Genomic DNA, 25,077 nt, shown 5'->3' on the forward strand with positions numbered 1-25,077 from the left:
TCGGTAGAGGACAAGGGATCACCCCAGTATCCCACGGGGAGTAAAGCCGTTTTCGCGCTGCGGGTGGTACCTGGGAGAATGGGGGTGCCCCTGCTGGGGGACGCCCCTACGAGTCCTACACGAGAGAAGGACGTGCCGACCGTGGCTTCGAGTCAGAGCAGCACCGAGACCGACTGGGTCTCCCGCTTCGCGGACGATGTCATCGCCGAATCGGAGCGACGTGCGCCTGGCAAACCGGTCGTCGTCGCGTCCGGGCTCTCCCCTTCGGGCCCGATCCACCTGGGCAACCTCCGTGAGGTCATGACCCCGCACCTCGTCGCCGACGAGATCCGCCGCCGCGGTCACACCGTGCGCCACCTGATCTCCTGGGACGACTACGACCGCTACCGCAAGGTGCCGAACGGTGTGGAGGGCGTCGACGACTCCTGGCATGCCCACATCGGCAAGCCGCTGACGTCCGTGCCCGCCCCGGCCGGGTCGGCGTACCCGAACTGGGCCGAGCACTTCAAGGCCGCGATGACCGAGGCGCTGGACGAGCTGGGTGTCGAGTACGACGGGATCAGCCAGACCGAGCAGTACCTCGCGGGCACGTACCGCGAGCAGGTCCTGCACGCGATGAGGCACCGCGCCGACATCGACGCCGTCCTGGACCGCTACCGCACCAAGAAGGACGGCGCGGCGGGCGCCAAGGGCTCCGGCGGCAAGAAGCCGCAGCAGAAGAAGGTCGACGAGGCCGAGCTGGAAGCGGCCGAGGGATCGGGCGCGGCGGACGAGGACGACGGCAGCTCCGGCTCCGCCGGCTACTTCCCGTACAAGCCCTACTGCGGCAACTGCGAGAAGGACCTCACCGTCGTCACGTCCTACGACGACGACTCGACCGAGCTGAACTACACCTGCTCGGCCTGCGGTTTCGCCGAGACGGTCCGGCTCAACGAGTTCAACCGCGGCAAGCTGGTCTGGAAGGTCGACTGGCCGATGCGCTGGGCCTACGAGGGCGTGATCTTCGAGCCCAGCGGCGTGGACCACTCCTCGCCGGGCTCCTCCTTCGTCGTCGGCGGCCAGATCGTGCGCGAGATCTTCGACGGTGTCCAGCCGATCGGACCGATGTACGCGTTCGTCGGGATCTCCGGCATGGCCAAGATGTCCTCCAGCAAGGGCGGCGTGCCGACCCCGGCCGACGCCCTGAAGATCATGGAGGCGCCGCTGCTGCGCTGGCTGTACGCGCGCCGCAGGCCCAACCAGTCCTTCAAGATCGCCTTCGACCAGGAGATCCAGCGGCTGTACGACGAGTGGGACTCGCTGGCCCGCAAGGTCGCAGACGGCTCGGTGCTGCCCGCCGACGCCGCCGCCTACGCGCGGGCCGTCGGCACGGCCGCCGGTGAGCTGCCCAGCACTCCCCGTCCGCTGCCGTACCGCACGCTCGCGTCGGTCGCCGACATCACGGCGGGCGCCGAGGAGCAGACGCTGCGCATCCTCAGCGAGCTCGACCCTTCGAGCCCGCTGACCTCGCTCGACGAGGCACGGCCCCGGCTCGACCGCGCCGAGAGCTGGATCACCACCCAGGTGCCGGCCGAGGCCCGCACCATCGTCCGTGACGAGCCGGACAAGGAGCTTCTCGGCTCCCTGGACGAGCAGGGCCGCGAGTCGCTGCGGCTGCTGCTGGAAGGGCTCGACTCGCACTGGTCGCTGGACGGCCTGACCACGCTCGTCTACGGCGTGCCGAAGGTGCTGGAGGGCCTGGCGCCGGATGCCAAGCCGACGCCCGAACTCAAGGTGGCCCAGAGGTCGTTCTTCGCCCTGCTGTACCGGCTGCTGGTGAGCCGGGACACCGGCCCCCGCCTGCCCACGCTGCTGCTCGCGGTCGGGGCGGACCGGGTGCGGACGCTGCTCGGCGCGTAGTACCACGGACATGAGGACGGGCGGGCCGCTCAGCGGCCCGCCCGTCCTCATGTCCGCCGTCGCCCCTAGGCGATGTGGTCGGCGGCCATCTCGTTGTCGAAGCGCTGCTTGAAGCCGGGCAGCAGCTTGCGGAGCAGCGCGGCGCTGTGCGGGTGGCGGACGTTGTGGCCGTCCGAGAGGTGGATGTCGAGCACCTCGGCGCTCGGGTAGTCCTGGTGCTGGTGCGTGTACGCCGTGAACACGTCGTACGCGATCTCGCCGAACTCGATCTCGGTCTGGGCCCATTCGGCCGGGTCCGCGTCCTGGGCGCCGTTCCGGTCCGGCTGCTGCTGCGGCGGTTCCACGGATTCCGGTTCGGCCGAGCGGGGGTGCGGGAAGGCGCCGATCGTGCCCACGTTGCCGAGCGGGCGGGTCCGGCCCGGGCCCGAGGGGATCATCACGGGGCTGGATTCCGTGCCCTCGTCGTACGCGGGGTCGTACCCGCCTTCGTACACCTCGTCCTTGGGCGCCGCGAACCACGGGCTGTTGTGCGAGCCGGGGCCCTCGGGCGGGTACTGCTGCTCGAACTCGTCCTGCTGGACGAACCGGTCCTGCTGGTCGTACTCGTCCTGCTCGTACCGGTGGCCCCGGTCCTGCCGGGGGCCGTGCTCCGGCTCGCTCTGCGACTCGGGGACGTAGGGGAGTTCGGGGTGCTGCGCGGTCTCCACGGCGGCCGGGGCCGGCGGCAGCAGAGCCGGCTCGATGCCCGCGGCGGCCAGGCCGGCCGGGGCGGTCTCGGCGAGCGGGACGCCGTACTTGGCCAGACGCAGCGGCATCATCGACTCGATGGGCGCCTTGCGGCGCCAGTTGCGTCCGAAACGGGCCTGGAGGCGGGCCTGGTAGATCAGCCGGTCCTGCTCGAGCTTGATGACCTGCTCGTAACTGCGCAGCTCCCACAGCTTCATCCGGCGCCAGAGCTTGAACGTGGGGACGGGGGAGAGCAGCCAGCGGGTGAGGCGGACGCCCTCCATGTGCTTGTCGGCGGTGATGTCCGCGATCCGGCCGACCGCGTGCCGTGCGGCCTCGACGGCGACGACGAACAGGATGGGGATCACCGCGTGCATGCCGGTGCCCAGCGGGTCGGGCCAGGCGGCGGCGCCGTTGAAGGCGATCGTCGCCGCGGTCAGCAGCCAGGCGGTCTGACGCAGCAGCGGGAACGGGATGCGCATCCACGTCAGCAGCAGGTCCAGCGCGAGCAGGACGCAGATGCCCGCGTCGATGCCGATCGGGAAGACGATGGAGAACTGGCCGAAGCCCTTCTCCTCCGCGAGTTCGCGCACGGCGGCGTACGAGCCCGCGAAGCCGATCGCGGCGATGAGCACGGCCCCGGCGACGACGACCCCGATGAGTACGCGGTGTGTGCGTGTCAGCTGCATTGCGGCCACCCGCGATCCCCTCCCGACTTCGACGAACCGGCTCCACTTCGGCATCCGGCGCGGGCACAGCCTGGCACATGCCCGGCCGGGCCCGTCGCGTGGGGAGGGGCCGAAGCCCGGTACTCGTGGGAGCACCGGGCTTCGGCAACGCACCTTCGGGCAGGGGAGTTGCTACTCCTGCCGGGCCCGGATCACGACTTGTCGCCGGCCTTCGAGGACGACTTGCCCGACGCCTTCGAGGACGACTTGTCCGACGGCTTCGAGGACGACTTGTCGGACGCCTTCGAGGAGGAGGACGACGCCTCGGCCGAGGGCGACGCCGAGGACTTCTTCTGGCCGCCGACCGCGGAGACGGCTTCCTCGGCGGCCTTCTTGGCACCCTTGAGGATGTCGGCCGCAGAGGGGGACTTGGCGCCTGCGAACCCGGCCCCGTTGTAGGTGAGGGTGACGACGACGTTCTCCGTGCGGGCCACGATCGTCGCGTACTCGAAGTCCTCGTCGGACTTCTTGAGGCCGTACGTGACGGAGGTGGCCTGCTCGCCGGGACCGGTGGCGGGCTCGGCCGACACCTTCTTGGCGCCCTCGGTGGCCTGCGCCTTGGCGACCTGCTTCGTGTACTCGGCCGTCGCGCGCTCGGCACCACTGCCCAGGGACTGGTCCGACTTGAAGCGGGTGAAGCCGACGTCGAGCCAGCGGTACTGCGAGCCCTTGACGCCGTTGTCGTCCAGGCCGTTCCACGAGCAGCCACCACGGCTCATCGTGTCACTGGACTTGCCGGGGGTGCCGCCCTTGTTCTTGGTCTTCGGAACCAGGTCCTCGATCGTCTTCTTGCCGATCGACTCGCAGGCGTCGGGCAGCGAGGAGAACTTCGCGGCCTCGACGGTCGGCTCGGACTTCTTCGCGCTCGGGGAGGCCGAGGCGCCCGAGCTCTTCGCGTCGCCGGAGTCCGACGAGCAGCCGGCGACGACGAGCATCACCGGAACGGCGGCGCAGGCGAGTATGCGGGACAGTCGCGGGGCTGATCGGTGCATGGTTCCTTCACTCAAACGGCACGGCGGTCTCGGTCGTGCGGGCGGTCGGGCGGTGGGTCGGGCTGCCGGGTGGTGCGGCGGTCGGGCGGTGCGTCGTCCGTTCGCCGCCCGGCAGGCCGCGCGGTTCGTCGGCCGGGGGCCACGGTACGTCGGACGGCGACCGGATGCCGCCTCCGGCCGGGGCCCCGGAGGTGTGGCCGGGGCCACGGCCGGGACCGTCCGGACCGGCTACTCGGAGATCGTCTCGGCCAGCTTCCGGGCCAGGGCCTGCGCCTTCTCCTGCAGTTCCCTGCTGTCGGGGACCTCGGTGACGCGGGCCGGCTGCTCGGTGTACAGGACGGTCACGATGACGTTCGATGTGCGGAATACCACGCTCACGGTGCGGCGCTGCGCGGTGGAGCCCGCACGGGCGAGTGCATCGTCCAGGAACGCGGCGTCGCCGAGCTCGTCGAGGAGCCGCGGCCGCAGATCGAGGTCGGGGTCGGCGTCGGTGGTGCCGCCCGACGCGCCCTCCGCCGCGTCGTCGCTGCCGGACTGGTCCGCGGAGGACTTTGTGGAGGGGGTGCCGCTCGGGGAGGCGGACGCGCCGGAGGTCTTGCCTCCGGGCGACGCGGAGGCCGAGCCGCTGGGGGTCTCACTGGGCGTGACACCGGCCGCAGTGGGGAGGTCGGCGGCCTCCTCCTTCTTCGCGTACACATCCCGGGCCCGGTCGTCGTCGCTCACCGAGGGGTCGTACGACACGACGCGCTCGAAGTCGATGGACAGGTTCCGGGAGGCGTCCTGGGCGTCCGACTTCCAGCGGCAGCCGACCTTGCGGTCGGTGTCGTAGGTGGCGGTGGCCGTGCCCTCGTACACCTTCTCCTGCTGCGCCTCGGGCAGTTCGGCGGCGCCCGGCAGCAGGTCCTTGAGCGTGGAACGCGGTACGGCACGGCAGGATTCGGGCAGCGTCCGGTACTTTCCGGGAGGCGCGGCCGAGACCGTCGGGCTGCCGGGCTTCCTGTCGGCGTCGGAGTCGGCTGCGTCGGAGCCGGCGCTGCAGCCGGCGACGAGCGCCACGAGAAGCGCGACGCCGGGTACGTACGCCATGTGTCGCACGGTCCCAGGCTCCCTTCGGTACGAAAACGGGTTGCCGCTCGATGGCGGCCGATGGACACAATGTGTATCGCACGCGCCGCTGTGAATGCCGGTCGGCCGACCTGTATGCCGATCTAGGCACCAGTTTTGCGCTTTCAGTCTTTTCGGGGGAATCGAGGGGTTATGTCGTATGTAGAGGTACCGGGTACGAAGGTTCCCATCCGTATGTGGGCGGATCCGGCGTCGGTCGAGGACGGCGCGATGCAGCAGCTGCGGAACGTGTCCACACTGCCCTGGATCAAGGGCCTCGCCGTGATGCCGGACGTCCACTACGGCAAGGGCGCGACCGTCGGCTCGGTGATCGCGATGCACGGCGCGGTCTGCCCCGCCGCGGTGGGCGTGGACATCGGCTGCGGGATGTCGGCGGTGAGGACCTCGCTGACGGCCAACGACCTGCCGGGGGACCTCTCGCGGCTCCGGTCGAAGATCGAGCAGGCGATTCCGGTGGGCCGGGGGATGCACGGCGAGACGGTCGACCCCGGAAAGCTCCACGGCTTCCCGACCAGCGGCTGGGACGACTTCTGGGCACGGTTCGACGGGGTCGCCGACGCCGTCAAGTTCCGCCAGGAGCGTGCCACCAAGCAGATGGGAACGCTCGGAAGCGGGAACCACTTCATCGAGTTCTGTCTCGACGAGGCGGGAACGGTGTGGCTGATGCTGCACTCCGGCTCCCGGAACATCGGCAAGGAGCTGGCCGACTTCCACATCGGGCAGGCCCAGAAGCTTCCGCACAACCAGGGCCTCATCGACCGTGACCTGGCGGTCTTCGTCGCCGACACCCCGCAGATGGCGGCGTACCGCAACGATCTCTTCTGGGCGCAGGAGTACGCGAAGTACAACCGCGCGATCATGATGGGCCTCTTCAAGGACGTGGTCCAGAGGGAGTTCAAGAAGGCCAGGGTCACGTTCGAGCCGGTCATCTCCTGCCACCACAACTACGTGTCGGAGGAGCGGTACGACGGGTTGGACCTGCTGGTCACCCGGAAGGGCGCGATCCGGGCGGGCTCGGGGGAGTTCGGGATCATTCCCGGCTCCATGGGGACCGGCTCGTACATCGTGAAGGGCCTCGGGAACGCGAAGTCCTTCAACTCCGCCTCGCACGGCGCCGGCCGGCGGATGAGCAGGAACGCGGCCAAGCGGACGTTCACGACGCGCGACCTGGAGGAGCAGACACGGGGCGTGGAGTGCCGCAAGGACTCAGGCGTCCTGGACGAGATCCCGGCCGCGTACAAGCCGATCGAGCAGGTCATGGAGCAGCAGCGGGACTTGGTCGAGGTCGTCGCGAAGCTCAAGCAGGTCGTGTGTGTGAAGGGCTGAGGCCCGGCACCGCACCCGGACACAGGACAGGCCCCGGACCGACTGCGGTCCGGGGCCCGTCACCGTGTGAGCAGAAGGCGCGGCGCGGTCTCAGGGGAGGAGGCCGGCCATCCCGCCGCCTCCGGTGGCTACGCCGCCGCGCGGCTCCGGGGCCGGGAAGGGCGGCGTGTCCTGCCTGCATGTCGTTCCGACCGGCGGAAGGACGCCGTCGACGAAGTAGCGGCTCTCGTGGTCCTGGACGCAGCTGCTGGGATTGAGCAGCGCGGTGTGCCCGTAACCCTCGTTGGTGAGCAGCCGGGCGTCGGCCAGCTCCTTCACCATGGCCTGCGAGTTCGGGTAGGCCGTCGAGGGGTCGTACGCGGTGCCGACCACGAGGACGGGGTTCGCGGTCCGCCTGTTCCAGGGGCCGTCGTAGCGGTCGGGGGAGGCCGGCCAGGTGGCGCAGCCGGCGGCAGCCCAGGTCCAGAAGCGTCCGGTGTCACCCGCGCGGGCCGCGGCGGCCTCCTCCAGGGCGTGGTAGGCCCCGGGATCGCGCGGATTGGGGCTGTCGCCGCAGAGCACCGCGGCGGCCTGCTCCTCGCCGAGATACGGATTCGGGCCCCGGACCGGCGGTGGGGGCGGGAAGGGGGCCGGCTCCGGTGTGCGGCCCTGCCACAGTGCCTCCAGCCGCTCGGCGAGGCCGGCCCAGCCGCTGACGAGGTAGAGGCTGTTCACCACGTCGGCGACGGTGCCGGCGTAGGTCCACGTGCCTACGGGCTCCTTCCGGAGCCGCTGCGTCAGCTGGTCGAACTTGTCCCGGGTTGCCTTCGCGCTGCCGGCGGAGAAGGCGCAGCGGGCTTCGCCGGTGGAACCGCACAGGTCGAGGAACCTGTCCAGGGTCGCCGCCGCGCTGCGGTCCGAGCCCACCCGCAGGAAGGTCGTGAGCCGGGCGTCCTCGGAGGCGTTGTTCGTCCAGGCCGACGGAGCGATGTTGCTGTCCAGCGTCATGGCCCGGACCTTGGCGGGGAAGAGGTTGGCGTAGGTGGCGCCCAGGATCGTGCCGTAGGAGATCCCGTAGTAGTTGAGCTGCGGCTCTCCCACCGCCCGGCGGAGCCCGTCGAGGTCTCGGGCGGTGTCGGCGGTCGACACGTGGCGCAGGAGCTCGGGGTCCTTCTGTTCGCAGCGCTGGACCAGATCCTTGTACGCGGCTGCGAAGGCCGCCCGCTCCTTCTCGCCCACCGGGAAGCCCGCCGCTTTGCCCGCGGTCCAGTCGGCGGCCTGCTCGGGGCCGGTGAAGCAGTTCACCGCGGTGCTGTTGCCGATGCCGCGGGGGTCCCAGCTGACGATGTCGAACCGTTCCCGCAGCTCGCGCGGGAAGAACTCGTAGTTCTGCGGCATCTGGACCGTCCCGGGGCCGCCGGGGCCGCCGGGGTTGAAGAACAGGGTGCCGATGCGTCGGCCCGGGCCGGTCGCTTCGTGCCGGACGACGGCCAGCTCGACGGAGCGGCCACCGGGGTTGCCGTAGTCCAGTGGCACCTTCGCGGTGGCGCAGTCGAAGGGGCTGTTCTGGACGCAGGGACTCCAGTCCAGGTGCGGGGCGGGTACGGAGGGGGTGGGCGCACCGTCGGCGGCGACGGGGCCCTGCCCGGTCAGTACCGTCGAGCAGGCCATCGCCGCGGCGAGGGCTGCGGCGTGACGACGCCGGGTGGCTATGTGTCCGTGTCGGGGGTTTCGAGGCATGGCCGGGCTCTCTCTCCTGCTGTGGCTGAGCGCCCGGGACCGCCGACGACCTGAATCCCGGCACGCATTCGTGTCCACGACACAACGGTCCGGCCCCGCGCGCGAGGCGACCGCAGCCGAATGGCCGATCGGCCCCGTGCGGCACCGGGGTGGTCCTGACGCGGGCGAGCCCCGGACCCCTCGGCGGGGGTCCGGGGCTCGCCCGCATCGTCAGCCGTCGTCCCTCAGGGGGTTCGGTGGACCTTCGAGTTGGAGGCCTGGGCGCGGGGTCGTACCACCAGGAGGTCGATGTTGACGTGGCTCGGGCGCGTGACGGCCCAGGTGATCGTGTCGGCCACGTCGTCGGCGGAGAGCGGGGCGTCGACGCCGGCGTAGACCTTGGCGGCCTTCTCGGTGTCGCCGCGGAAGCGGGTGGTGGCGAACTCCTCGGTCTTGACCATGCCGGGAGCGACCTCGATCACGCGGACCGGGGTGCCGACGATCTCCAGGCGGAGGGTCTCCGCCAGCACGTGCTCGCCGTGCTTGGCGGCGACGTAGCCACCGCCGCCCTCGTACGTGGAGAGGCCGGCCGTCGAGGAGAGGATCACGACGGTGCCGTCCCCGCTCGCCGTGAGGGAGGGGAGCAGGGCCTGGGTGACGTTGAGGGTGCCGATGACGTTGGTCTCGTACATCTGGCGCCAGTCCGCCGGATCGCCCGTGGCGACGGGGTCGGCGCCCAGTGCGCCGCCGGCGTTGTTGACCAGGACGGCGAGGGAGCGGAACGCGGTGGCGAACTCGTCGACCGCGGCGCGGTCGGTGACGTCCAGGGCGTACGCCGTCGCCTGGTGGCCCGCTGCGGTGATTTCGGCGGCGAGTGTCTCGATGCGGTCCTTGCGGCGTGCGGTGAGCACTACGCGGTATCCGGCGGCGGCCAGCTGCCTGGCGGTCGCGGCGCCGATGCCGCTGCTCGCGCCGGTGATGACGGCGATGGGGGTGGCGGCCATGCGAACTCCTCGGACAGCTGATCGGTACGGGGCCCAGGATAGGCGTGCGTCCTTCGCGGCCACTCAGTGGTTGCGGGGGGCGTACATGATCAACGCCATGCCGGCCAGGCAGATCAGTGCGCCGGTCACGTCCCAGCGGTCCGGGCGGTAGCCGTCGGCGACCATGCCCCAGGCGATCGAACCGGCGACGAACACTCCGCCGTACGCGGCGAGGATGCGCCCGAAGTCACCGTCCGGCTGGAGCGTGGCCACGAATCCGTACGCGCCGAGCGCGATGACGCCCGCGCCGACCCAGACCCAGCCGCGGTGCTCGCGCACGCCCTGCCAGACGAGCCAGGCGCCTCCGATCTCGAAGAGCGCGGCTACGACGAAGAGGGCGATGGAACGGGCCACGAGCATGGGACCAGCGTGTCACGCGGGAGCGGTGAGCCGTGCGGGTGGGCGCGCGCGACGAACCGGGCCTCATACAGGGGCGATTAGTGAGATATCGGTACCTTCGCCGCATGCGACTGACGCGTAGAGCAGTGCTGAAGGTGCCCGCCGTGGCGGCGACGGTGGCAGCCGTGGTCCTGGGCCCGGGGCTGTCCGCCGTGGCCGAGCCGGCACCGCGGGTGATCGCTCCGGAGGCGGACGTGTCCCACCACGGCCGTGTCTCCCTCGGGGAGGAGCGGATCGGGATCCAGTTGCGGACCGGTAACCGGGGGCCGTCGCCGCTCGCCGACGTGACGGTGCGGCTGCGCTTCTCGGTACCGCTCGCGGCCTGGCAGCGGTTGCCCCAGGGCTGTCTGCGCGGCGGCAGCCGGACGGTGCTGTGTGCGACCGGGCCGCTGCGGGTCGACGGGCCGGCCCGTCGCACCGCCCTCGGCCTGCGCTTCACGGGCCGGCCCACCGAGGTCGCCGTGCGGGTGGACACCGTGTGGAACGGCGGAGCGAGCGACCGGAACCGGAAGAACGACACGCAGGAGGTACTGGCCCTCGCCACGGGCGACCCGTACGTCTTCTGAGTCCGCGGCCCCGGCCGGGCGCTCCTGGTCTCAGGGGGTCGGCGCCTGGTCCCCCGCCCCGCCGAACTCGCGTACGGCGTCGGTCACGACGGCTTCGAGGCGGGCGTGGTGGGCACCCCGCCAGTACACCCGCCCACAGTCGGCGCACTGCGCGAACACGTCGTACGACGCCTGCGTGCCCTGCTCCAGGCCGGCGCTCACGGAGTCCTTGTCCGCGGCCGCGAGCTCCCCGTTGCAGGCCGTGCACCGGGTCCACGGAGCCAGTACGGGGGTGAACCGTCCCAGGACGTCACGGAGCTGCTCCTCGGGACGGTCGCTGTAGACGTACGCCCCCGCCCAGATCTCCCTGCGCCGGAGCAGCCCACGGTCCCGGGAGAGAAGGACGCGCCGCTGCTCCGCGGAGAGGGCGGCGAGTGCCGGATCGCCGATGTCCTCGCTCTCGTAGGCGGCGTCCACGCCCAGGAGCCGCAACCGCCTGGCGAGTGTGCCGAGGTGGACGTCGAGCAGGAAGCGCAGCGGCGCGCCCGGAACCTGCTGCGGGCGCCGCACCGCACGCACCTCGACCAGTTCGCCCGCGCCGGGGATGTGGGACACGGGCACGGGGCGTCCGTCGACCAGGAGCTGACCGGCCTCGGTCAGCGGGACACCGAGGGACTCCACGACGTGTCCGAGGGTCGACGACCCGTCCGTGGTGACGGCGGTGCGGCCGTGGCGGCGGTCGTGGGCGACGAAGAGCCGCAGTTCGGGGGCTACTTCGAGGGTGATCTCGGGTCCGTTCACCCGGTCAGGATGCCATTGCGCGGGCGCGTGTGTCAGCGCTGGGCGAAGGCGGCCGGGGGGACACCGGCCGCGGCCGTGACGTCCCTGACGAGACGGTCCTGGTCGCTGTGACCGAGAGGGGCGGCGAGCTCCGCCCGGTCGGGCTCCGGGCCCGTGCCGGCGCGCGCCCGGAGCTACCGCTTTCGAGCCGGTGCCGGCCGTGACGGGCCGCGCTCCCGGCCGGCGCCCGGCCGGCCACTGACGGCCGGGGTGCTCCCGGCCCCGGGGGCGGCCGGGTCGGCGTAGAGACCGCCGAGGCCGGCGTACGCGCTGTCGACGACGGCCTCGGCCCGGGCCGTCGCGTCGGCCGCCGCGAGACGGGCCGCCCGGTGGGTGTAGGGCAGGGGCGGCCGCCGACGCTGCCGACGCGCGTCGTAGACGGCGTACAGCCCGCCGGCGGCGACCACGGCCGGGACGGTCAGGGCCAGCAACAGATCATCCACGCAGGGGGCCTCTCGGAAGTTGTCCTTCTCGCGTCCGCCGGCCTCGCCGTGCGGCCGGAGGGCGCTCTCCGTCCGAGGGGCGCCCCCGGCTTTCACGCGGTGCCGGGCGCGTGACTTCGCCGGGGCGGTCGAGCCCCGCCGCCACCTGCTGCCCCGTCACTCAGACGGTCTCCCGCCGCTGCGGCGACACCTCCGGCAGGAGCGCTTCCTCGGCCGCTTCCGAGAAGGCCGACAGCCCGGTGGAGAGGGCCTCCCGCGCGGCGGGGGTCATACGCTTCATCGCCTGGTACAGGGCCTGCTCGCGGCGGCGGCGTACGTCGCGCAAGTGCGCCGCGCCGGCTTCCGTGAGTTCCAGCAGCATCTCGCGGCGGTCATCGGGGCGAGGGGTCCTGCCGACGAATCCGGCCGCCTGCAGGCGGTCACACAAACGGCTGACCGAGGGGGCCGCCGCGTCCAGATGGCGCCCGAGTGTCCGAAGATTGATTCCCGGCTCGCGTTCGATGAGGTACATCACTCGGAGCTGTGCAGCGGAGACGGGCGCGGGCGCCAGTGTGTGACGCCCTCGTTCCCAGGCGATCTCGAGAAGTTCGAGAACCCTCCTGACCTCGGGTGCCTCGCCCGGGGCATACCGGTCGAGCGGTATTGGCTCCTCGCTCATGTGACACTCCCGTGTGGGGCATTTGCCCGTTCCGGCCGGCCGATGTGAACAGTCGGACAAAGAAAATATGTCAAAGAAAGAAGGACCGGTACAGGTGGACAGACCCAACGGCATCGAGCGTGTACTCCGCGAGGCTGCCCCGCACCAGGTCTTCGACGCGCTGCACGGCCTGATCAGGAGCCGTTACGGCGCTTCGCGAGTGGAACTACTGGTCGCCGACTACGCGATGACCATGCTCCAGCCCGTCGGTGTCCTTCCTCACACCCGTAGGCCGGTTCCGGTCCACGGCAGTGATCCGGGCCGGGCCTTCGGTGCTCAGGAGCCGCACATTGTGCGCAACCCCGGTGCATCCACTGTAACCGTGTACGTACCGGTCAGTGTCCGCGGCGACCGGCACGGAGTGCTGAGCGTCACACTTCCCAACGGTGGGAGCGGTCCCGACGATGCTCTGGTGGAGGACCTCGGCACCTGCGCGGACGCGCTGGCGCACGAGCTGGTCGTCGCGGAACGGGACACCGATCTGTTCCTGCGGGCTAGGCGGGCCGAACGCCTGACCCTCGCGGCCGAGATGCAGTGGCAGCTGCTGCCGGGCCGGTCGTGCGCCCGGCCCGAGTACAGCATCGGCGCCCAGCTGGAACCCGCCTACGCCGTCCATGGGGACAACTTCGACTGGTCGGCGTCCGCCGACGACCTGACCCTGACCGTCAACAACGGGATGGGGGAGGGCATCGAGGCCGCGCTGCTGACGAACCTCGCGGTCAACGCCCTGCGCAACGCGCGCCGTGCCGGTCTGAGTCTGGCGGACCAGGCATACCTGGCCGATCAGGCCATCTACGGCCAGTACCAGGGCGGCAGCTACCTGGCCACGCTGTTGCTCCGGTTCCACCTCCCCACCGGAAACGTGGAGATCATCGACGCGGGATCGCCGCGCATCTGGCGGCTGCGCGGCGGAGAGGTCGAGGCGGTCGAGCTGGAGGCGCAGATGCCGCTGGGGATGTTCGAGGACACGGTCTACACGCCGCAGCACTTCACCGTCGAGCCCGGGGACCGCCTGTTCTTCGTCAGCGACGGCGTGTACGACGCCTTGTCGCCCGCAGGCGAGAAGTACAGCCTGCACGCACTCCTCAGGGCCATCACCGAGACCCGTCTGCTGCCCGCGACCCAGGTGCCGCGGGCGGTGCTGGAGAAGCTGCTCGGCCATCGCGGTCCGGGGCCGTCCATGGACGACGCGCTGGTCCTGTGTCTGGACTGGCAGGGCCGGCCCGCCGGGGGCTGAGCGGGTCGCGGGGGCCCCGTCAGCGGCACCGGAGGCCGGAATCGTGCAGGCGCGGTGAAGGTACCGAAGCGGCCGTGTGGGTGGCGGCCGGTCAGGACCCTGCGGGTGAAGGGCCCCCCGGAGGGCAGGTTGCTATTCGGAGTCCCTCTGGGTGATGGTTGCCGGAGGGAAAGTAATTTTCGTCCAGTTGGAAGGTGGTGCGGCTCGCCCCAGGCGGGCCCCCCCTCATGGCTCCTCCGAAGGAAAGTACAGCCACGGTCATTCATGAGCAGCCCGCCGGCGGCGTGTGGGTCGCCGCCCCCTACCCCGTGGTCGTCGCCGACGGCTCCGGCACGGTCGTCGAGGTGAACGCGGCGGCCGCGTTCCTGATGGACGGTGTGGTGCCGGGAGCGGGCATGCCGGATGTGGCACCTTCCTGGCTGGCGGAGGCGCATGCCGACATCCTCGTCGCAGGCGCGCTCCTGAACAGCCCGGGCGGGGTGGGTGTACTCCCCTCCGCACGCGGCCACATCGGGGACCACAGTTTCGAGGCCCACCCTTCGTGGGGCCCGGACGGGCACGTCGTGTGGTGGCTGGTCGACGACACCGACCAGCGGCTCGCGGAAGCGGCCCTCACCACGGAGCGCGAGCGTGCGTCGTTCCTCGCCGAGGCGTCCAACGTGCTGATGGCCTCGCTGAACACCGAGCGGTGCATGCTGGCGACCGCGCGGCTCGCCGCCCGGTACCTCGCCGACGCGGCGGTCGTCGTCGCGCCGGCCTCCGGACGCACGACGCCCGTCGCGCACGCGGTGGCGGGCCAGGAGGCCACCCAGTCCCTGATCGCGGCCGACCCGTCCCTCGTGCCGGGACTGAGCGAGGCACTCCAGGGCTTCCCTCCCGTGCCCTCGCGGTGGATCGACCCCGTCACCCTGCCCGACTGGATGCTTCCCGAGGGTTTCACCGGACCGATCGCATCGGTCGCCGTCACCCCGCTGCCCGGACACGGGGTGCCCGCGGGTGCCCTGATCCTGCTGCGCAGCAACGGGCGGGCGGAGTTCAGCGACAGCGAGGAGCTCTTCGCCCGGCAGTTCGCGGCCCGTGCCGGGGCCGCGCTCTCCGCCGCGCGGCTGTACGCGGAGCAGAGCGACATCACCCGGACGCTGATGCGGGACCTCCTGCCCCCCGAACTCCACCGGGTGAACGGCGTCGAGTTCGCCGGCGGCTACCAGCCGGCCGGAGCCAGGGAACGGGTGGGCGGTGACTTCTACGACGTCCATCCGGGCGGCACCGATGCGGAGCCGTCCCTGGTGGTCCTGGGCGACGTCTGCGGCAAGGGCCTGGACGCCGCCGTACTCACCGGAAAGATCCGCAACACGCTCCAGGCGCTGACGCCGATGGCGGAGGACCACCGGAAGATGCTGCAGCTCCTCAACGGAGCGCTCCTGAACTCGCATCACACCCGCTTCGCCACGCTGGTGCTCGCCTCCGTCCTGCGTACGGAGAGCCAGGTGCGGCTGAGTCTCACCTCGGCGGGCCACCCGGCCCCCCTGGTGGTGCGCAACGACGGCCGGGTCGAGGAGGTCGCCACGCACGGCACCCTGGTCGGGGCCCTCCCGCACGTCGACGCGTGCACCGTGGAGGTCCATCTGCAGCCGGGCGAGACCTGCCTGCTGTACACCGACGGGGTCACCGAGGCCCGGGGAGGCCCCATGGGCAACGAACTCTTCGGCGAGGAACGCCTAGCACGGGCGCTGGCCGGGTGCGCGGGCCTTCCCGGCGCGGCAGTGGTGGAACGGATCCAGATGCTCGCGTCCCAGTGGCTGCGCGAGGGCAGGCACGACGACATGGCCCTCGTGGCGATCACGGCCCCGCGCACCACGCACCTGAGTGCGGTGAACGGGCACACGCGGGGCAGGTACACCGCATGAACACGCCTGTCATCATCACGGGTACGGACGACTTCCGGACGCTGCGCGATCAGCTGTGGGCCGCCGTGAGCGACCGGGACGAACACGGCGCCGCAGGAGTCGTCTTCTCCGCGCTGGACGGCGGGATGGACGCCGAGACCGCCCTGCTGGACGTCATCGCGCCGGTCCAGGCGAAGGTGGGCACCGAGTGGGCGGCCAACCGCCTCACCGTCGCGCAGGAGCACGCCGCCAGCGCGATAGCCGAGCGTGTCATCGCGGCCCTCGCCCACCACCCGTCCACCCGGCGGGAGCCGGGGCTGGGCAGGATCACCGTGGCCTGTGTGGACAAGGAGTGGCACGTGCTGCCGGCCCGTCTGCTCGCGGAGGTCCTCACGCTGCGCGGCTGGCGTGTCGACTTCCTCGGCGCCCAGGTCCCCACCACGCACCTCATCGCGCACCTCCACACCAGCGGTGCGGAGACCGTCGCGCTCTCCTCGTCCCTGCCCACCCGGCTGCCCACCGCGCACGCGGCGATCACCGCCTGCCAGGCCGTGGGCGTTCCCGTCCTGGTGGGCGGAGCGGCCTTCGGACCGGACGGGCGCTACGCGCGCCTGCTGGGTGCCAACGCCTGGGCCCCCGACGCGCGCACCGCGGTCCGGCAGCTGGCGGACGGCATCCCCGCCCCGGATCTGGCCATCGGCCGTACGCAGGTGGACGACCTGCCCCACCTGGCCGACCAGGAGTACACCTACGTGGCACGCAGCCAGGGACTGCTCGTCCGTGAGGTCCTGACCCAGCTGGAGAAGCGCTTCCCGGCGATGAGCGCCTACACCCCTCAGCAGCGGGAGCACACGGCCGAGGACATCGCCCACGTCGTGGACCACCTCGCGGTCGGCCTCTACACGGACGACGACGCGCTGCTCCCGACGTTCCTGGACTGGACGGCGGGCATCCTCACCGCTCGTGACGTCCCGGCCGTCTCCCTGCTCCCCGTCCTGGACGTTCTCGCAGCCGAACTCCAGGACTTCCCCCGCAGCGTCCGGCTGCTCGATCACGCCCGTCTCGCGCTGGACGCCACCCTGGCGTCGGCCGGTCACACCTCCGGAGCCTCCGCATGACGACTCTGCCCCACCCGCTCTTCACGGTGACCGTCGAGACCGGACCGGGCACCGTACATCTTCGTATCGGTGGTGACCTGGACTACGACACCAGCGGTGAGCTCGCCGCGCGGGCGGACGCCTGTCTCGAGGCGCACGGTCCGGACGCCCTGCACCTGGACTGCACCGAGCTGCGGATGTGCGATTCCATGGGTGTCTCCACGCTGCTTCTGATCCACCGGAGCACCGCCGCGCGCGGCGTACGTCTCCACCTGGACTCTCCGCCGCCGTTCCTCGAACGGATCCTCGCGGTCACGGGCACCCGCCACCTCTTCGAGACGAGCGGGGCGGACGAACAGCCCGAGCAGGCGCAGGCGGACGAGGGGACGATGTACGGGGTTCCGCCCCGCACGCCCTCGGGCTGACCGTTCTCAGCGGGGCGCGGCCAGGGCCTCGTCGAGAGTGCCGTAACAGTCCAGCAGGTGGTCGACGCCCGCCGTGGTGAGCAGACGCCGCATGGCCGTTCCCGGAGCGGCTATGCGCAGTTTCGTCTGCTGGTGCACCTGGATGAGCAGGCTCAGGAAAGAGGAGTCCGCGAACGTGACGTCGGCGGCGTCCAGGACGACGACCTCGTGACTGGCCGCGGCCTCCCACATGGCGAGGAACAGCGGGTCGACGGTGTCGCTGTCGAGGTCGCCCCGCGCCCGGACGACCCAGCAGCCGTGGCTCTCGAATTCGGCCGCCACGGGGGCCGGTGCCGGCAGGGATCCGGGAAGCGGCGGTGGCGGAGGCGAACTGGACATGCCGCAGATTATGCCGTGTGTGCCGGGCCCGGCGGGCGGAACGGTGGGCGCTGCCGGGGCGCCCCTGTGCCGTGGCTCTCCGCCGGTGCTCAGGTCAGAGCGATCAGAGCGGTGATGCGCTTGCCGCCGGGGTGGAACGTGATGGACACCCGCTCGGCCAGACGGCACACCAACGGCCATCCGTAGCCTCCGACGTGGGCCGTCCGCGGTGGGTGCGGGGACGTGACGGGTGCGTCCGTGCTGGCGTCGGCCACGGCCAGCAGCAGACCTTCTCCGGTGAGTTCGGCCGTGAAGCCGGTGAGACCGCCCCCGTGCCGGAAGGCGTTGGTCACCAGCTCGGAGGTGACCAGGAGTGCGTCGGCGACGACGACCTCCGCCAGTCCCTTTGCTGCCGGCCCGGACGGCCATGAGGCCAGGAGGTGCGTGACGGCCTCGCGGGCCGCTGCCGCGTTCCGGGGTGCGAGGCCCGTCCCGCCCGCCGTGTACGACGGTTCAGCGCTTCTGGCGGGGTCTCCCGGACCGTTGCCCGGAATCGCGCCGTCCACCGGATGTCTCATCTCCCCGTTCATGACCTCGCCGACTGCCCGGTGAGCCGTAGGTCACACCATCCGCCCGGGAGCGGTCGGCGGTGGGCGCCGCCGGTCACCAGGTGAACGCCGAGTCCACGGAGTCCGCGATCTCGAAGGCGTCGAGCGTGCCCGTGACCTCGAAGAGCCGGTGCAGGGTCGCTGTCATCGGCCCCGCGAGCACCAGGGGCATCCCGGCATCGCCGTGCTTCCGACGGCCGTGCAGCAGTGCGTGCAGCCCCGCCGAGTCGGCGAACTCCACCCCCGAGAGGTCCACCACCGTGCGGCGTCCGCCACCCCTGGCCGCCCCCGTCAGCGCGCCGACCAGTTCCTTGGAGCTGGACCACGCGTCAAGGTTGCCACGCACCCGGATCAGTACGACTCCGTCGTGCGCGGTCTCGACGACCACCCTCAGATCATCTCCCGTCATGGCTGTATCTTCCTACACCGCTCCGGCGGAGGTACCGGCCCCTCCCGTCGGTGCGCGGGGGACGGTCCGGGTGTCCCGGACGGGGGCGCCGTCGAGGGCGTGCATAGAATCCGCTCCCATGTCGAAGCCTGACGAGCTGCTCGTTGACCTCGCCGCACTGGTGGAGTCCGGGCGCAGCAATCAGATGTCCCTCACGGTGGTCACCGGCGGAGCCGTCATCACCGGCCGGCTGGCTCCCGAAGCGGTGTGGAGCCGACGAGTCTCGGAGGTCCTGGACGACTCGGACCACCTGGGTGCGTTCTCCGCCGTCTTCGCGCGGCGCGCGGGGAGGGACGGGCCGCCCACGCATCTGCACTTCCACGTCGCGCGCATCCTTCAGGGCACGGTGGGCATCCCCGAGACGGGAGGGATGTACCGAGTCGCGATCGAGGACGTGGACGCCTGGACCGTGGGTGATTTCAGCTACCACTGAGTCCCGTCGGACGCCGGTCGGGTCCCGTCCGGCCAAGGACGCCCCGAGCCCCGCCACGTCGAGGGCACCGCCACGCCCGGAGCCCGCGGGCCGGTCTCCGCGGGGGCCGGTCGGCCGCTGGAGTCCCGGATCAGGGCCACACCATGCGGTGCGCATGGTGTGGCCCTTGTCGTGTGGCCGGTGGGAGGGGTTCGCCCCTTCCGGAGCGGTGGGAGGCGGCGGGGCGCTGAACGGGCGCCTCGCGCGGGAGCGGGCGCTGAGCCGGGGGCCTCCGTCCGCTGTTCTCGCGAGTCGACGCCGCTTTCCGGGCTCGTGTGCCCTGGGCGCTCGCTCACGGACCGGGACGCCGGAGCGGCCGACACGACCTGGCGGAGGCACCGAGCCTCCAGCGCCGGCTTTCCCCCAAGTGCCGCAGCGGAGATTCCGTCCGGAGCGCCCGCGCAGCTTCCACGACAGCCACGCGACTCACCGAGCCCGGCATGCCTCCCCCCAACTCCGGTCACTGACGGACGAGATGAGACCACTGGAGGACCAGCAGCCCACGGCCGGCCCGAGCCTGGCTGAGGGGGCAGACGCCCGGTTGTTGGTCGAAGCGCCTCCGCATACAGCACCACAGTCGTCGTGTCGGCCTTCTTGTTGAAGTGACAGTAACTGAAGTACCGTCATTGGCATGCAAGTTGATGCGTGGCAACCCACGCCTGTGCTGCTGACGGTCGATCTTGTGATCCTGACGCTGCGTGAGGAACAGCTGTGCGTCCTGCTCGTGGAGCGGGGTGAAGATCCTTTCAAGGGCATGCCGGCTCTGCCCGGCGGATTCCTCAATCACGATGGTGAGGAGATCCTGGACGCCGCCCACCGTGAGCTGAGTGAGGAAACCGCTCTGGTCGCCGGATGGGTGCATCTCGAGCAGTTGTCCACCTACGGTGCGGCAGGCCGAGATCCGCGGGGGCGAGTCGTATCCGTGGCGCACCTGGCGATCGCGCCGGGGCTCCCCGAGCCGGTCGCGGGAACGGATGCCATGGATGCCGCGTGGGTTCCGGCGGAAGCCGTCCTGACCGGTGAGGTGCAACTGGCCTTCGACCACCGCCGGATCGTGACGGACGGAGTCGAACGCGCGCGCACCAAAATCGAATTCTCGGCGCTGGCCACGGCATTCTGCGGAGAACTCTTCACGATAGCTGAGTTGCAAAAGGTGTACGAGGCGGTTTGGGGAACCGAGCTCGACATCCGTAATTTCTACCGGAAAGTCCAGGCCATAAAGGGATTCATCACTCCTGCCGGCTCGGGGCGTAGAAACACGGGCGGACGGCCCGCGCGGCTGTACCGGGCCGATCCGAAGACGGTGTTGTTCCCACCGCTGATCCGGCCTGTGCCGTCCACGACGGAAGAGGACATGAGGAAGGGAGACGAATAGATGCCGAAAGACCTGGTGGTGATTCTCACCGCCCTCAATCTCGAGTACCAGGCCGTGCGCCGGAAACTGACCGGTCCGCAGGTGCACCGCCATGAGCGGGGGACGCTGTTCGAAGTCGGAACCGTGCAGGGCACTTCGTGCCGTGTCGCGCTCGGCCTGACGAACAAGGGGAATCATTCCGCCGCAGTGATCGCCGAGCGGGCCATACAGGAGTTCTCACCGGTGGCCGTCCTGTTCGTAGGCGTCGCCGGTGCCCTGTGGGACACCGCCAGGCTGGGCGACGTGGTGATGGCGACGCACGTGTACGCCTACCACGGCGGTACCAGCGAGGACGACGGGCTCAAGGCCCGTCCCCGGGTGTGGGAGGCGGCGCACGGTATCAGCCAGCTGGGCTCGCATCTGGCCCGCGTGAACGACTGGGCCGACGACACGCCGGACGGGCGCGCGCCGCAGGTGCGCTTCGGTGCGATCGCCGCCGGCGAGGTCGTTCAGAACTCGAAGATCTCGGCCGAGGCGCGGTGGATCCGCCAGCACTACAACGACGCGCTCGCGATCGAGATGGAGGCCGCCGGTGTGGCGCAGGCCGGTCATCTCAACGGGGCGCCGGTAGCCGTCATCCGGGGAATCAGCGACCGAGCGGACGGGACGAAGAGCAGCGCGGAGGACCGCAACTGGCAACCACGGGCCGCAGCGAACGCGGCGGCGTTCGCCGCACGGCTGGCCGTGGAACTGGTGGGAGAACAGGAGCAGATCGCAATGTCCCAGGACAGGGCCGATACGGCCGACAGGCTCGAAAAGCACGTCACCAACACCGCCCACAACAGCACCGTCGGCATCATGGCCGGCTCGGTCAAGGAGAGCAGCGTCCACCTGAACGCGGACCCGAAGGTGACCGGTCCGGCAGACCTGGTCGCGGAACTGGACGGTTTACGTGAGCGCCTGCAGCGTCACCACGCGGAGGGTGCCCTCGACGACGACACCTACCCCGAGGCACTGGCCGAGCTGGACTGTGCCCGCCGGGCGGCAAGGGAGAACACTGCCGGATCGTCCAGGAAGGCGACGATGGCACTGAAGAGGTTACGCGGTCTGATCGCAGAGCTCCCCGAGCTGGTGGCAAGGCTGGCACCCCTGGTGGTTGCGGCGGGTGGCTTGTCATGAACGGTGGCAGCAACGGCACGCACAATTCGGCCGCGGACGGCTCCACCGTCGGTATCCAGGCCGAGACCGTACACAACTCCAACGTGTACTTCGTCCAGCCGGACGCATCGCCTCAGGAGAAGTACAAGGTCGGCGTGCGGTTCCTGGAAGACGGAATCCCCAGTCGTGCCCGGGACATGATCAGTGACGCGATCGCGCACGGACACGACAACGCGGAGGTTCGTTTCCACTGGGTGCTCGCCATGCTCAGCGCACGCGCCTACCACGACCTCAGCACCGAAGAGATCCAGCGACTGCACCATGCCTCCGGGCTCGTACGGACCTACGCCGAGGGAGAGTGGAAGGACGCCCTGCGCGTCGCTTTCGAACTGCTGGCGATGCTCAGCACCGCGGACGGCGAAACAGGCCGGGTACTGGAGCGGCTGCGAGCCCTCTCACCTCTCCGGCGGGACGCCATCCTCCATCACCTGGACCTCGTACTCACCGGAGGGCTGAAGGACAGCCTGTGGGCAGAGAACCGCGAGCGGGCCGAGACGGCTCGCTTCGGCAACGACCGGGTCCAACGCGTCTGGGCCTATTTCGAACCCGACCCCATCGGGCCGCGGGCCGTGCCGCCGAGTCCGAGCACCGCCGCTGCCGCTCAGGCGGCCTTCCCTCTCCGAGCCGGCCTGTTCGTCGTCGTCACCGCGCTCCTCTGGATCCTGGCGCTGGTCGCGGATCCGGCTGCGGCAGTCCTCGAGTTGCTGGTGGGGCTCGGTGCGGGCCTGACCGCGGCTCACTTCGGCCGCCGGTGGTTCTACCAGGAACGTCAGCTGAAGGCCGGGAACCGTGAGTCCCACATCCCGCACACGCGCGATCCCGCCTTCGCCGGGGACGGATTCACCAACCGCGTCCGTCATTCGTTCGACCACTACTTCAGTACCCGTGTGCCCCACGGATGCGCCCCGCACGAATGGTTCGGTCATACCGCTCACCTCCGCAACAGCCTCGTCGCGGAGATCGCCTTTCTCTACCGGGAGAGCCGGATCAGTGTGGACCGGGTCAACTGGCTGATCCGCTACCTGGCGGAGGATGCCCGGGACCGCCACAACCAGGGCACTCTGTTCGGCCGCCAACAGAAGCAGACGGCGGCGGTGGCGAAGACGCTGTGCGTGTCCGCCCTCATCGTTCTCGGCATCACGACTCTGGCCCTGCTCGGAACAGTGGCCTCAGGTGCCGGCGCGTCGCAGCTGCTGCTGGCCGTCCTGGCCGTGGCCGGTGCGGTCTGGTCCGGACGCGCAGCCGCGTCCTTCTGGCTGGAGGCCCGGGGCGAAGAGCACCGGCTGGCCGAGGAGACCCAGGAGTACCAAGAGCGGCTGACCGCGCGGCAGACCGCGTATCAGAACTGGAAGTCGTTCCTGGACACCACGCGACCCACTGAGCTCGAAATGGAGACCTGGCTCACCTGTGACAAGACGCTGTTCGTCGACGAAGCGCTCCGCCACTACCAGCTGACCTGGCGTGACCTCATCACCCACACCATCCTGACGACCCCCGCGCGCCCTTATAAGCGGGGGCGTGTGAAGGGCGGGCCCTGGCGGTACTCGCGCTACAGCTTCCGTCTGTTCCTGGTCACACAGGACGGCGTTCGTGAAATCAGCACGGAGTTCGAATTCGCCGACGCACGACGCGGGAACGAGCAGCGAAGCAACTACCGGTTCGACGCGTTGTCCTCGGTGCAGGTCACGGAACGCACCCATGTCGGCTACGACCTGGAGCTCGTCCTCACCAACGGGCCGGCCAGGAACATCCGTGTCAAGGACGCCGACACCCATCAACTGGCACCGGACGAAAACGCTCAGGAAATCGCCGAGATCAACCTCAACTCGGCCGGTTTCATCCACACCTTCCGCCTCCTGGAAGGGATCGCGGCGGACGGCAAGGGATGGATCGAACGGAACAACCCCAACAACCTTCCGTCCTTCCGTCCTGCCGACTGAGTCCTTCGGGCCTTCCGGGCGGGCAGGACTCCGCAGCGCCGGTCCCTGCCCGCCCACTCGTCAGCCCACCGGAACCCGAACTCAGGAATGGTTGGTCGTGGCCGCTACAGAAGACGTCACCGAAAGCAGACTGCTGCTGGCCGAGTACGACCGCATCAAGGAGGAGCAGAAAACCCGAATAGGATTCCGTGACAACCTGCTCTACTTCACGCTCGCCGCCTCCACCGGGGCCCTGGCGATCGCCGTCCAGAGCGGGCAGGCTCAACTGCTGCTCGCCGTCCCCGTGATCTGCCTGGTCCTGGGCTGGACCTATCTGGTCAACGACGAGAAGATCTCGGCGGTCGGCTGCTACATCCGCGACCGGCTGGGACCACGGCTCGCCGAGCTCAGCGGCGCCCCCGGCGCGGTGTTCGGCTGGGAGACCTACCACCGTGACGACGCGAGCCGCACCATGCGCAAGCGACTGCAGACCGCAGTGGATCTGTTCACGTACGTGGCCTTGCCGATGATCTGCGTGACGGCGTTCTTGTGCTCTCCCGACGTCCCGCCACTCCTCGTGACCGTCTCCCTCGCACAGATACTCGCCCTGGCGGTACTGGGCCGGCAGTTCCTGCGCTACGCGGAGCGATAGTGGCTCCGCCGCCCCGCTTCACGCGTTCGATTCGCCGTCCCGACCGGCAGGGCCGAGCAGCGGCCTGCGCGGCGCCGGGCTGCCTGCCGTGCAGCCCGGACCGCACACCGGCTGCCGCCGGCCGGGACGGCGCGGCTGCGTGACCCGAAGGGCCACACCGCGAACGGTGGGCGATCCACGCCAACCGCCAGGTACGGCTGATAGGCATCGAGCGCGCCTTCGCCCCGTCGATGGGCGGCAGGACCCGGTCGGTTCCCCTGCCGGCTCAGCAGGCCGTTGTTCGAGGACCAGGGCGAAAGCGGCGCCGGACGACGGCATGCCCGCCCTCCGACACGCCCACGCCTATCAGGGCCACACCAGGCAGTAGGCCTGGTGTCCCGCGTCGTGCAGCCGGTGGGAGAAGTCCTGCCACTCGTGCAGCAACTGGTAGACGTTGAACGCGTCGCGCGGCCCCCCGCGGTCCGGGACGGTGGACCAGATGAAGGCCGCCGCGCCGACCGACTCCTCGCCGACCTCCCGCAGCGGGTCCACCACCGTCATCGGCAGCTTGACCACCGCGTAGTCGGGGTGGAGCACGACCAGCTCCAGCGGAGGGACCTTGTTCAGGGGTATGCCCTGTATGCCGGTGAGGACCATGGCCGCCACCGTCTCGGGCTTGATCTTGCTGAACATGCCGCCCATGCCCAGCTCGTCGCCGCCCAGTTCCTCGGGACGCATCGAAATGGGCACACGTGCGGCGGTGGCCCCGTCAGGGGCACCGAAGTACTTGTAGGTCACCCCCACCCGTCCACTGCTCCTGCTCCCCGAACCATCGGCACCTTCCGCCCGAGCATTCCGTACGCGCTCGGCCTTGCGCCGGTGCCGCCCTCGCCGGTCAGGCTCGGGCCCCAGGTCGTCGGTCCCTTCGCCCACTCCGCCACCGCGATGCATATCTCATCCACCC

General features: G+C 70.5%; 25 protein-coding genes and 1 pseudogene. 12 read left to right on the forward strand and 14 right to left on the reverse strand.

What is annotated here, in order from left to right:
• The first annotated feature begins 132 nt into the window (after nucleotides 1-132).
• Entirely contained in the window at nucleotides 133-1,899 is a 1,767-nt protein-coding gene (gene lysS, locus ABZ441_RS19480) for a lysine--tRNA ligase (protein WP_358975396.1), read from the forward strand.
• A gap of 65 nt (nucleotides 1,900-1,964) precedes the next feature.
• Here the strand turns inward: lysS and ABZ441_RS19485 are convergent, their stop codons facing one another.
• From ABZ441_RS19485 to ABZ441_RS19495, 3 genes are all read right to left on the reverse strand, one after another.
• Nucleotides 1,965-3,323, reverse strand: a complete 1,359-nt coding sequence (locus ABZ441_RS19485; protein ID WP_358975399.1) for a DUF2637 domain-containing protein — start codon at nucleotides 3,321-3,323, stop codon at nucleotides 1,965-1,967.
• A 182-nt stretch (nucleotides 3,324-3,505) separates the two neighbouring features.
• The gene (locus tag ABZ441_RS19490; RefSeq protein WP_358975401.1) at nucleotides 3,506-4,345 is read right to left on the reverse strand and encodes a DUF3558 domain-containing protein; all 840 of its coding nucleotides are present in this window, start codon (nucleotides 4,343-4,345) and stop codon (nucleotides 3,506-3,508) included.
• Nucleotides 4,346-4,573: 228 nt separating this feature from the next.
• Complete coding sequence (locus tag ABZ441_RS19495; protein ID WP_358975404.1) at nucleotides 4,574-5,431, reverse strand: DUF3558 domain-containing protein; 858 nt, start codon at nucleotides 5,429-5,431, stop codon at nucleotides 4,574-4,576.
• 171 nt (nucleotides 5,432-5,602) lie between these two features.
• Between ABZ441_RS19495 and ABZ441_RS19500 the strand changes: the two genes are divergently transcribed.
• Complete coding sequence (locus ABZ441_RS19500) at nucleotides 5,603-6,796, forward strand: RtcB family protein (protein ID WP_358975407.1); 1,194 nt, start codon at nucleotides 5,603-5,605, stop codon at nucleotides 6,794-6,796.
• 90 nt (nucleotides 6,797-6,886) lie between these two features.
• Here ABZ441_RS19500 and ABZ441_RS19505 read toward each other — a convergent pair whose 3' ends face one another.
• The 3 genes from ABZ441_RS19505 to ABZ441_RS19515 all read right to left on the reverse strand — a co-directional run bounded on the left by ABZ441_RS19505 (nucleotide 6,887) and on the right by ABZ441_RS19515 (nucleotide 9,897).
• On the reverse strand, nucleotides 6,887-8,515 hold the full coding sequence (locus ABZ441_RS19505) for an alpha/beta hydrolase (RefSeq protein ID WP_358975410.1): 1,629 nt from the start codon (nucleotides 8,513-8,515) through the stop codon (nucleotides 6,887-6,889).
• A gap of 224 nt (nucleotides 8,516-8,739) precedes the next feature.
• Nucleotides 8,740-9,498: an SDR family NAD(P)-dependent oxidoreductase gene (locus ABZ441_RS19510; protein WP_358975413.1), complete on the reverse strand. Its 759-nt coding sequence runs from the start codon at nucleotides 9,496-9,498 to the stop codon at nucleotides 8,740-8,742.
• 63 nt (nucleotides 9,499-9,561) lie between these two features.
• Entirely contained in the window at nucleotides 9,562-9,897 is a 336-nt protein-coding gene (locus ABZ441_RS19515; protein ID WP_358975415.1) for a YnfA family protein, read from the reverse strand.
• A 104-nt stretch (nucleotides 9,898-10,001) separates the two neighbouring features.
• On the opposite strand from ABZ441_RS19515, the gene ABZ441_RS19520 reads away from it, so the two are divergent.
• Nucleotides 10,002-10,502, forward strand: a complete 501-nt coding sequence (locus tag ABZ441_RS19520) for a hypothetical protein (RefSeq protein WP_358975418.1) — start codon at nucleotides 10,002-10,004, stop codon at nucleotides 10,500-10,502.
• A gap of 30 nt (nucleotides 10,503-10,532) precedes the next feature.
• On the opposite strand, the gene ABZ441_RS19525 is transcribed toward ABZ441_RS19520, so the two are convergent.
• From ABZ441_RS19525 to ABZ441_RS19540, 4 genes and pseudogenes are all read right to left on the reverse strand, one after another.
• On the reverse strand, nucleotides 10,533-11,282 hold the full coding sequence (locus ABZ441_RS19525; protein WP_358975421.1) for a Mut7-C RNAse domain-containing protein: 750 nt from the start codon (nucleotides 11,280-11,282) through the stop codon (nucleotides 10,533-10,535).
• 32 nt (nucleotides 11,283-11,314) lie between these two features.
• Nucleotides 11,315-11,446, reverse strand: a pseudogene (locus tag ABZ441_RS19530) (AraC family transcriptional regulator); the annotation flags it as partial.
• Between the two features lie 9 nt (nucleotides 11,447-11,455).
• A complete protein-coding gene (locus ABZ441_RS19535) occupies nucleotides 11,456-11,764 on the reverse strand; it encodes a hypothetical protein (RefSeq protein ID WP_358975423.1) in 309 nt (102 codons plus the stop codon).
• A 160-nt stretch (nucleotides 11,765-11,924) separates the two neighbouring features.
• Nucleotides 11,925-12,422 (reverse strand): MarR family transcriptional regulator, encoded by a 498-nt coding sequence (locus ABZ441_RS19540; RefSeq protein WP_358975426.1) that lies wholly within the window; start codon nucleotides 12,420-12,422, stop codon nucleotides 11,925-11,927.
• Nucleotides 12,423-12,516: 94 nt separating this feature from the next.
• On the opposite strand from ABZ441_RS19540, the gene ABZ441_RS19545 reads away from it, so the two are divergent.
• The 4 genes from ABZ441_RS19545 to ABZ441_RS19560 all read left to right on the forward strand — a co-directional run bounded on the left by ABZ441_RS19545 (nucleotide 12,517) and on the right by ABZ441_RS19560 (nucleotide 17,106).
• Nucleotides 12,517-13,698, forward strand: a complete 1,182-nt coding sequence (locus ABZ441_RS19545; RefSeq protein ID WP_358975429.1) for a PP2C family protein-serine/threonine phosphatase — start codon at nucleotides 12,517-12,519, stop codon at nucleotides 13,696-13,698.
• A gap of 227 nt (nucleotides 13,699-13,925) precedes the next feature.
• Nucleotides 13,926-15,605, forward strand: a complete 1,680-nt coding sequence (locus ABZ441_RS19550) for a PP2C family protein-serine/threonine phosphatase (protein ID WP_358975432.1) — start codon at nucleotides 13,926-13,928, stop codon at nucleotides 15,603-15,605.
• Entirely contained in the window at nucleotides 15,602-16,702 is a 1,101-nt protein-coding gene (locus tag ABZ441_RS19555) for a B12-binding domain-containing protein (protein ID WP_358975434.1), read from the forward strand. The genes ABZ441_RS19550 and ABZ441_RS19555 overlap by 4 nt, the downstream gene beginning before the upstream one ends.
• A complete protein-coding gene (locus ABZ441_RS19560) occupies nucleotides 16,699-17,106 on the forward strand; it encodes an STAS domain-containing protein (protein WP_358975437.1) in 408 nt (135 codons plus the stop codon). Before ABZ441_RS19555 ends, ABZ441_RS19560 begins: the two co-directional genes overlap by 4 nt.
• Nucleotides 17,107-17,112: 6 nt before the next feature.
• Here ABZ441_RS19560 and ABZ441_RS19565 read toward each other — a convergent pair whose 3' ends face one another.
• From ABZ441_RS19565 to ABZ441_RS19575, 3 genes are all read right to left on the reverse strand, one after another.
• Complete coding sequence (locus tag ABZ441_RS19565) at nucleotides 17,113-17,484, reverse strand: STAS domain-containing protein (protein ID WP_358975440.1); 372 nt, start codon at nucleotides 17,482-17,484, stop codon at nucleotides 17,113-17,115.
• A gap of 89 nt (nucleotides 17,485-17,573) precedes the next feature.
• Nucleotides 17,574-18,041, reverse strand: a complete 468-nt coding sequence (locus ABZ441_RS19570) for an ATP-binding protein (protein WP_358975443.1) — start codon at nucleotides 18,039-18,041, stop codon at nucleotides 17,574-17,576.
• Nucleotides 18,042-18,126: 85 nt separating this feature from the next.
• Nucleotides 18,127-18,480, reverse strand: a complete 354-nt coding sequence (locus ABZ441_RS19575; RefSeq protein WP_358975446.1) for an STAS domain-containing protein — start codon at nucleotides 18,478-18,480, stop codon at nucleotides 18,127-18,129.
• Nucleotides 18,481-18,598: 118 nt separating this feature from the next.
• Between ABZ441_RS19575 and ABZ441_RS19580 the strand changes: the two genes are divergently transcribed.
• The 5 genes from ABZ441_RS19580 (at nucleotide 18,599) to ABZ441_RS19600 (ending at nucleotide 24,134) form a co-directional block, all read left to right on the forward strand.
• Nucleotides 18,599-18,952 (forward strand): hypothetical protein, encoded by a 354-nt coding sequence (locus tag ABZ441_RS19580; protein WP_358975449.1) that lies wholly within the window; start codon nucleotides 18,599-18,601, stop codon nucleotides 18,950-18,952.
• A 670-nt stretch (nucleotides 18,953-19,622) separates the two neighbouring features.
• On the forward strand, nucleotides 19,623-20,366 hold the full coding sequence (locus ABZ441_RS19585) for an NUDIX domain-containing protein (RefSeq protein ID WP_358975451.1): 744 nt from the start codon (nucleotides 19,623-19,625) through the stop codon (nucleotides 20,364-20,366).
• Nucleotides 20,367-21,524 (forward strand): 5'-methylthioadenosine/S-adenosylhomocysteine nucleosidase, encoded by a 1,158-nt coding sequence (locus ABZ441_RS19590; protein ID WP_358975454.1) that lies wholly within the window; start codon nucleotides 20,367-20,369, stop codon nucleotides 21,522-21,524.
• The gene (locus tag ABZ441_RS19595) at nucleotides 21,521-23,503 is read left to right on the forward strand and encodes a hypothetical protein (protein ID WP_358975459.1); all 1,983 of its coding nucleotides are present in this window, start codon (nucleotides 21,521-21,523) and stop codon (nucleotides 23,501-23,503) included. Before ABZ441_RS19590 ends, ABZ441_RS19595 begins: the two co-directional genes overlap by 4 nt.
• Nucleotides 23,504-23,600: 97 nt before the next feature.
• Complete coding sequence (locus tag ABZ441_RS19600) at nucleotides 23,601-24,134, forward strand: hypothetical protein (RefSeq protein WP_358975465.1); 534 nt, start codon at nucleotides 23,601-23,603, stop codon at nucleotides 24,132-24,134.
• A gap of 345 nt (nucleotides 24,135-24,479) precedes the next feature.
• On the opposite strand, the gene ABZ441_RS19605 is transcribed toward ABZ441_RS19600, so the two are convergent.
• Entirely contained in the window at nucleotides 24,480-25,064 is a 585-nt protein-coding gene (locus tag ABZ441_RS19605; RefSeq protein ID WP_358975468.1) for a hypothetical protein, read from the reverse strand.
• Between the last annotated feature and the right edge of the window lie 13 nt (nucleotides 25,065-25,077).

Origin of the sequence: Streptomyces sp. NPDC005752, from assembly GCF_040630715.1 — a bacterium.
Classification (GTDB): Bacteria; Actinomycetota; Actinomycetes; order Streptomycetales; family Streptomycetaceae; genus Streptomyces.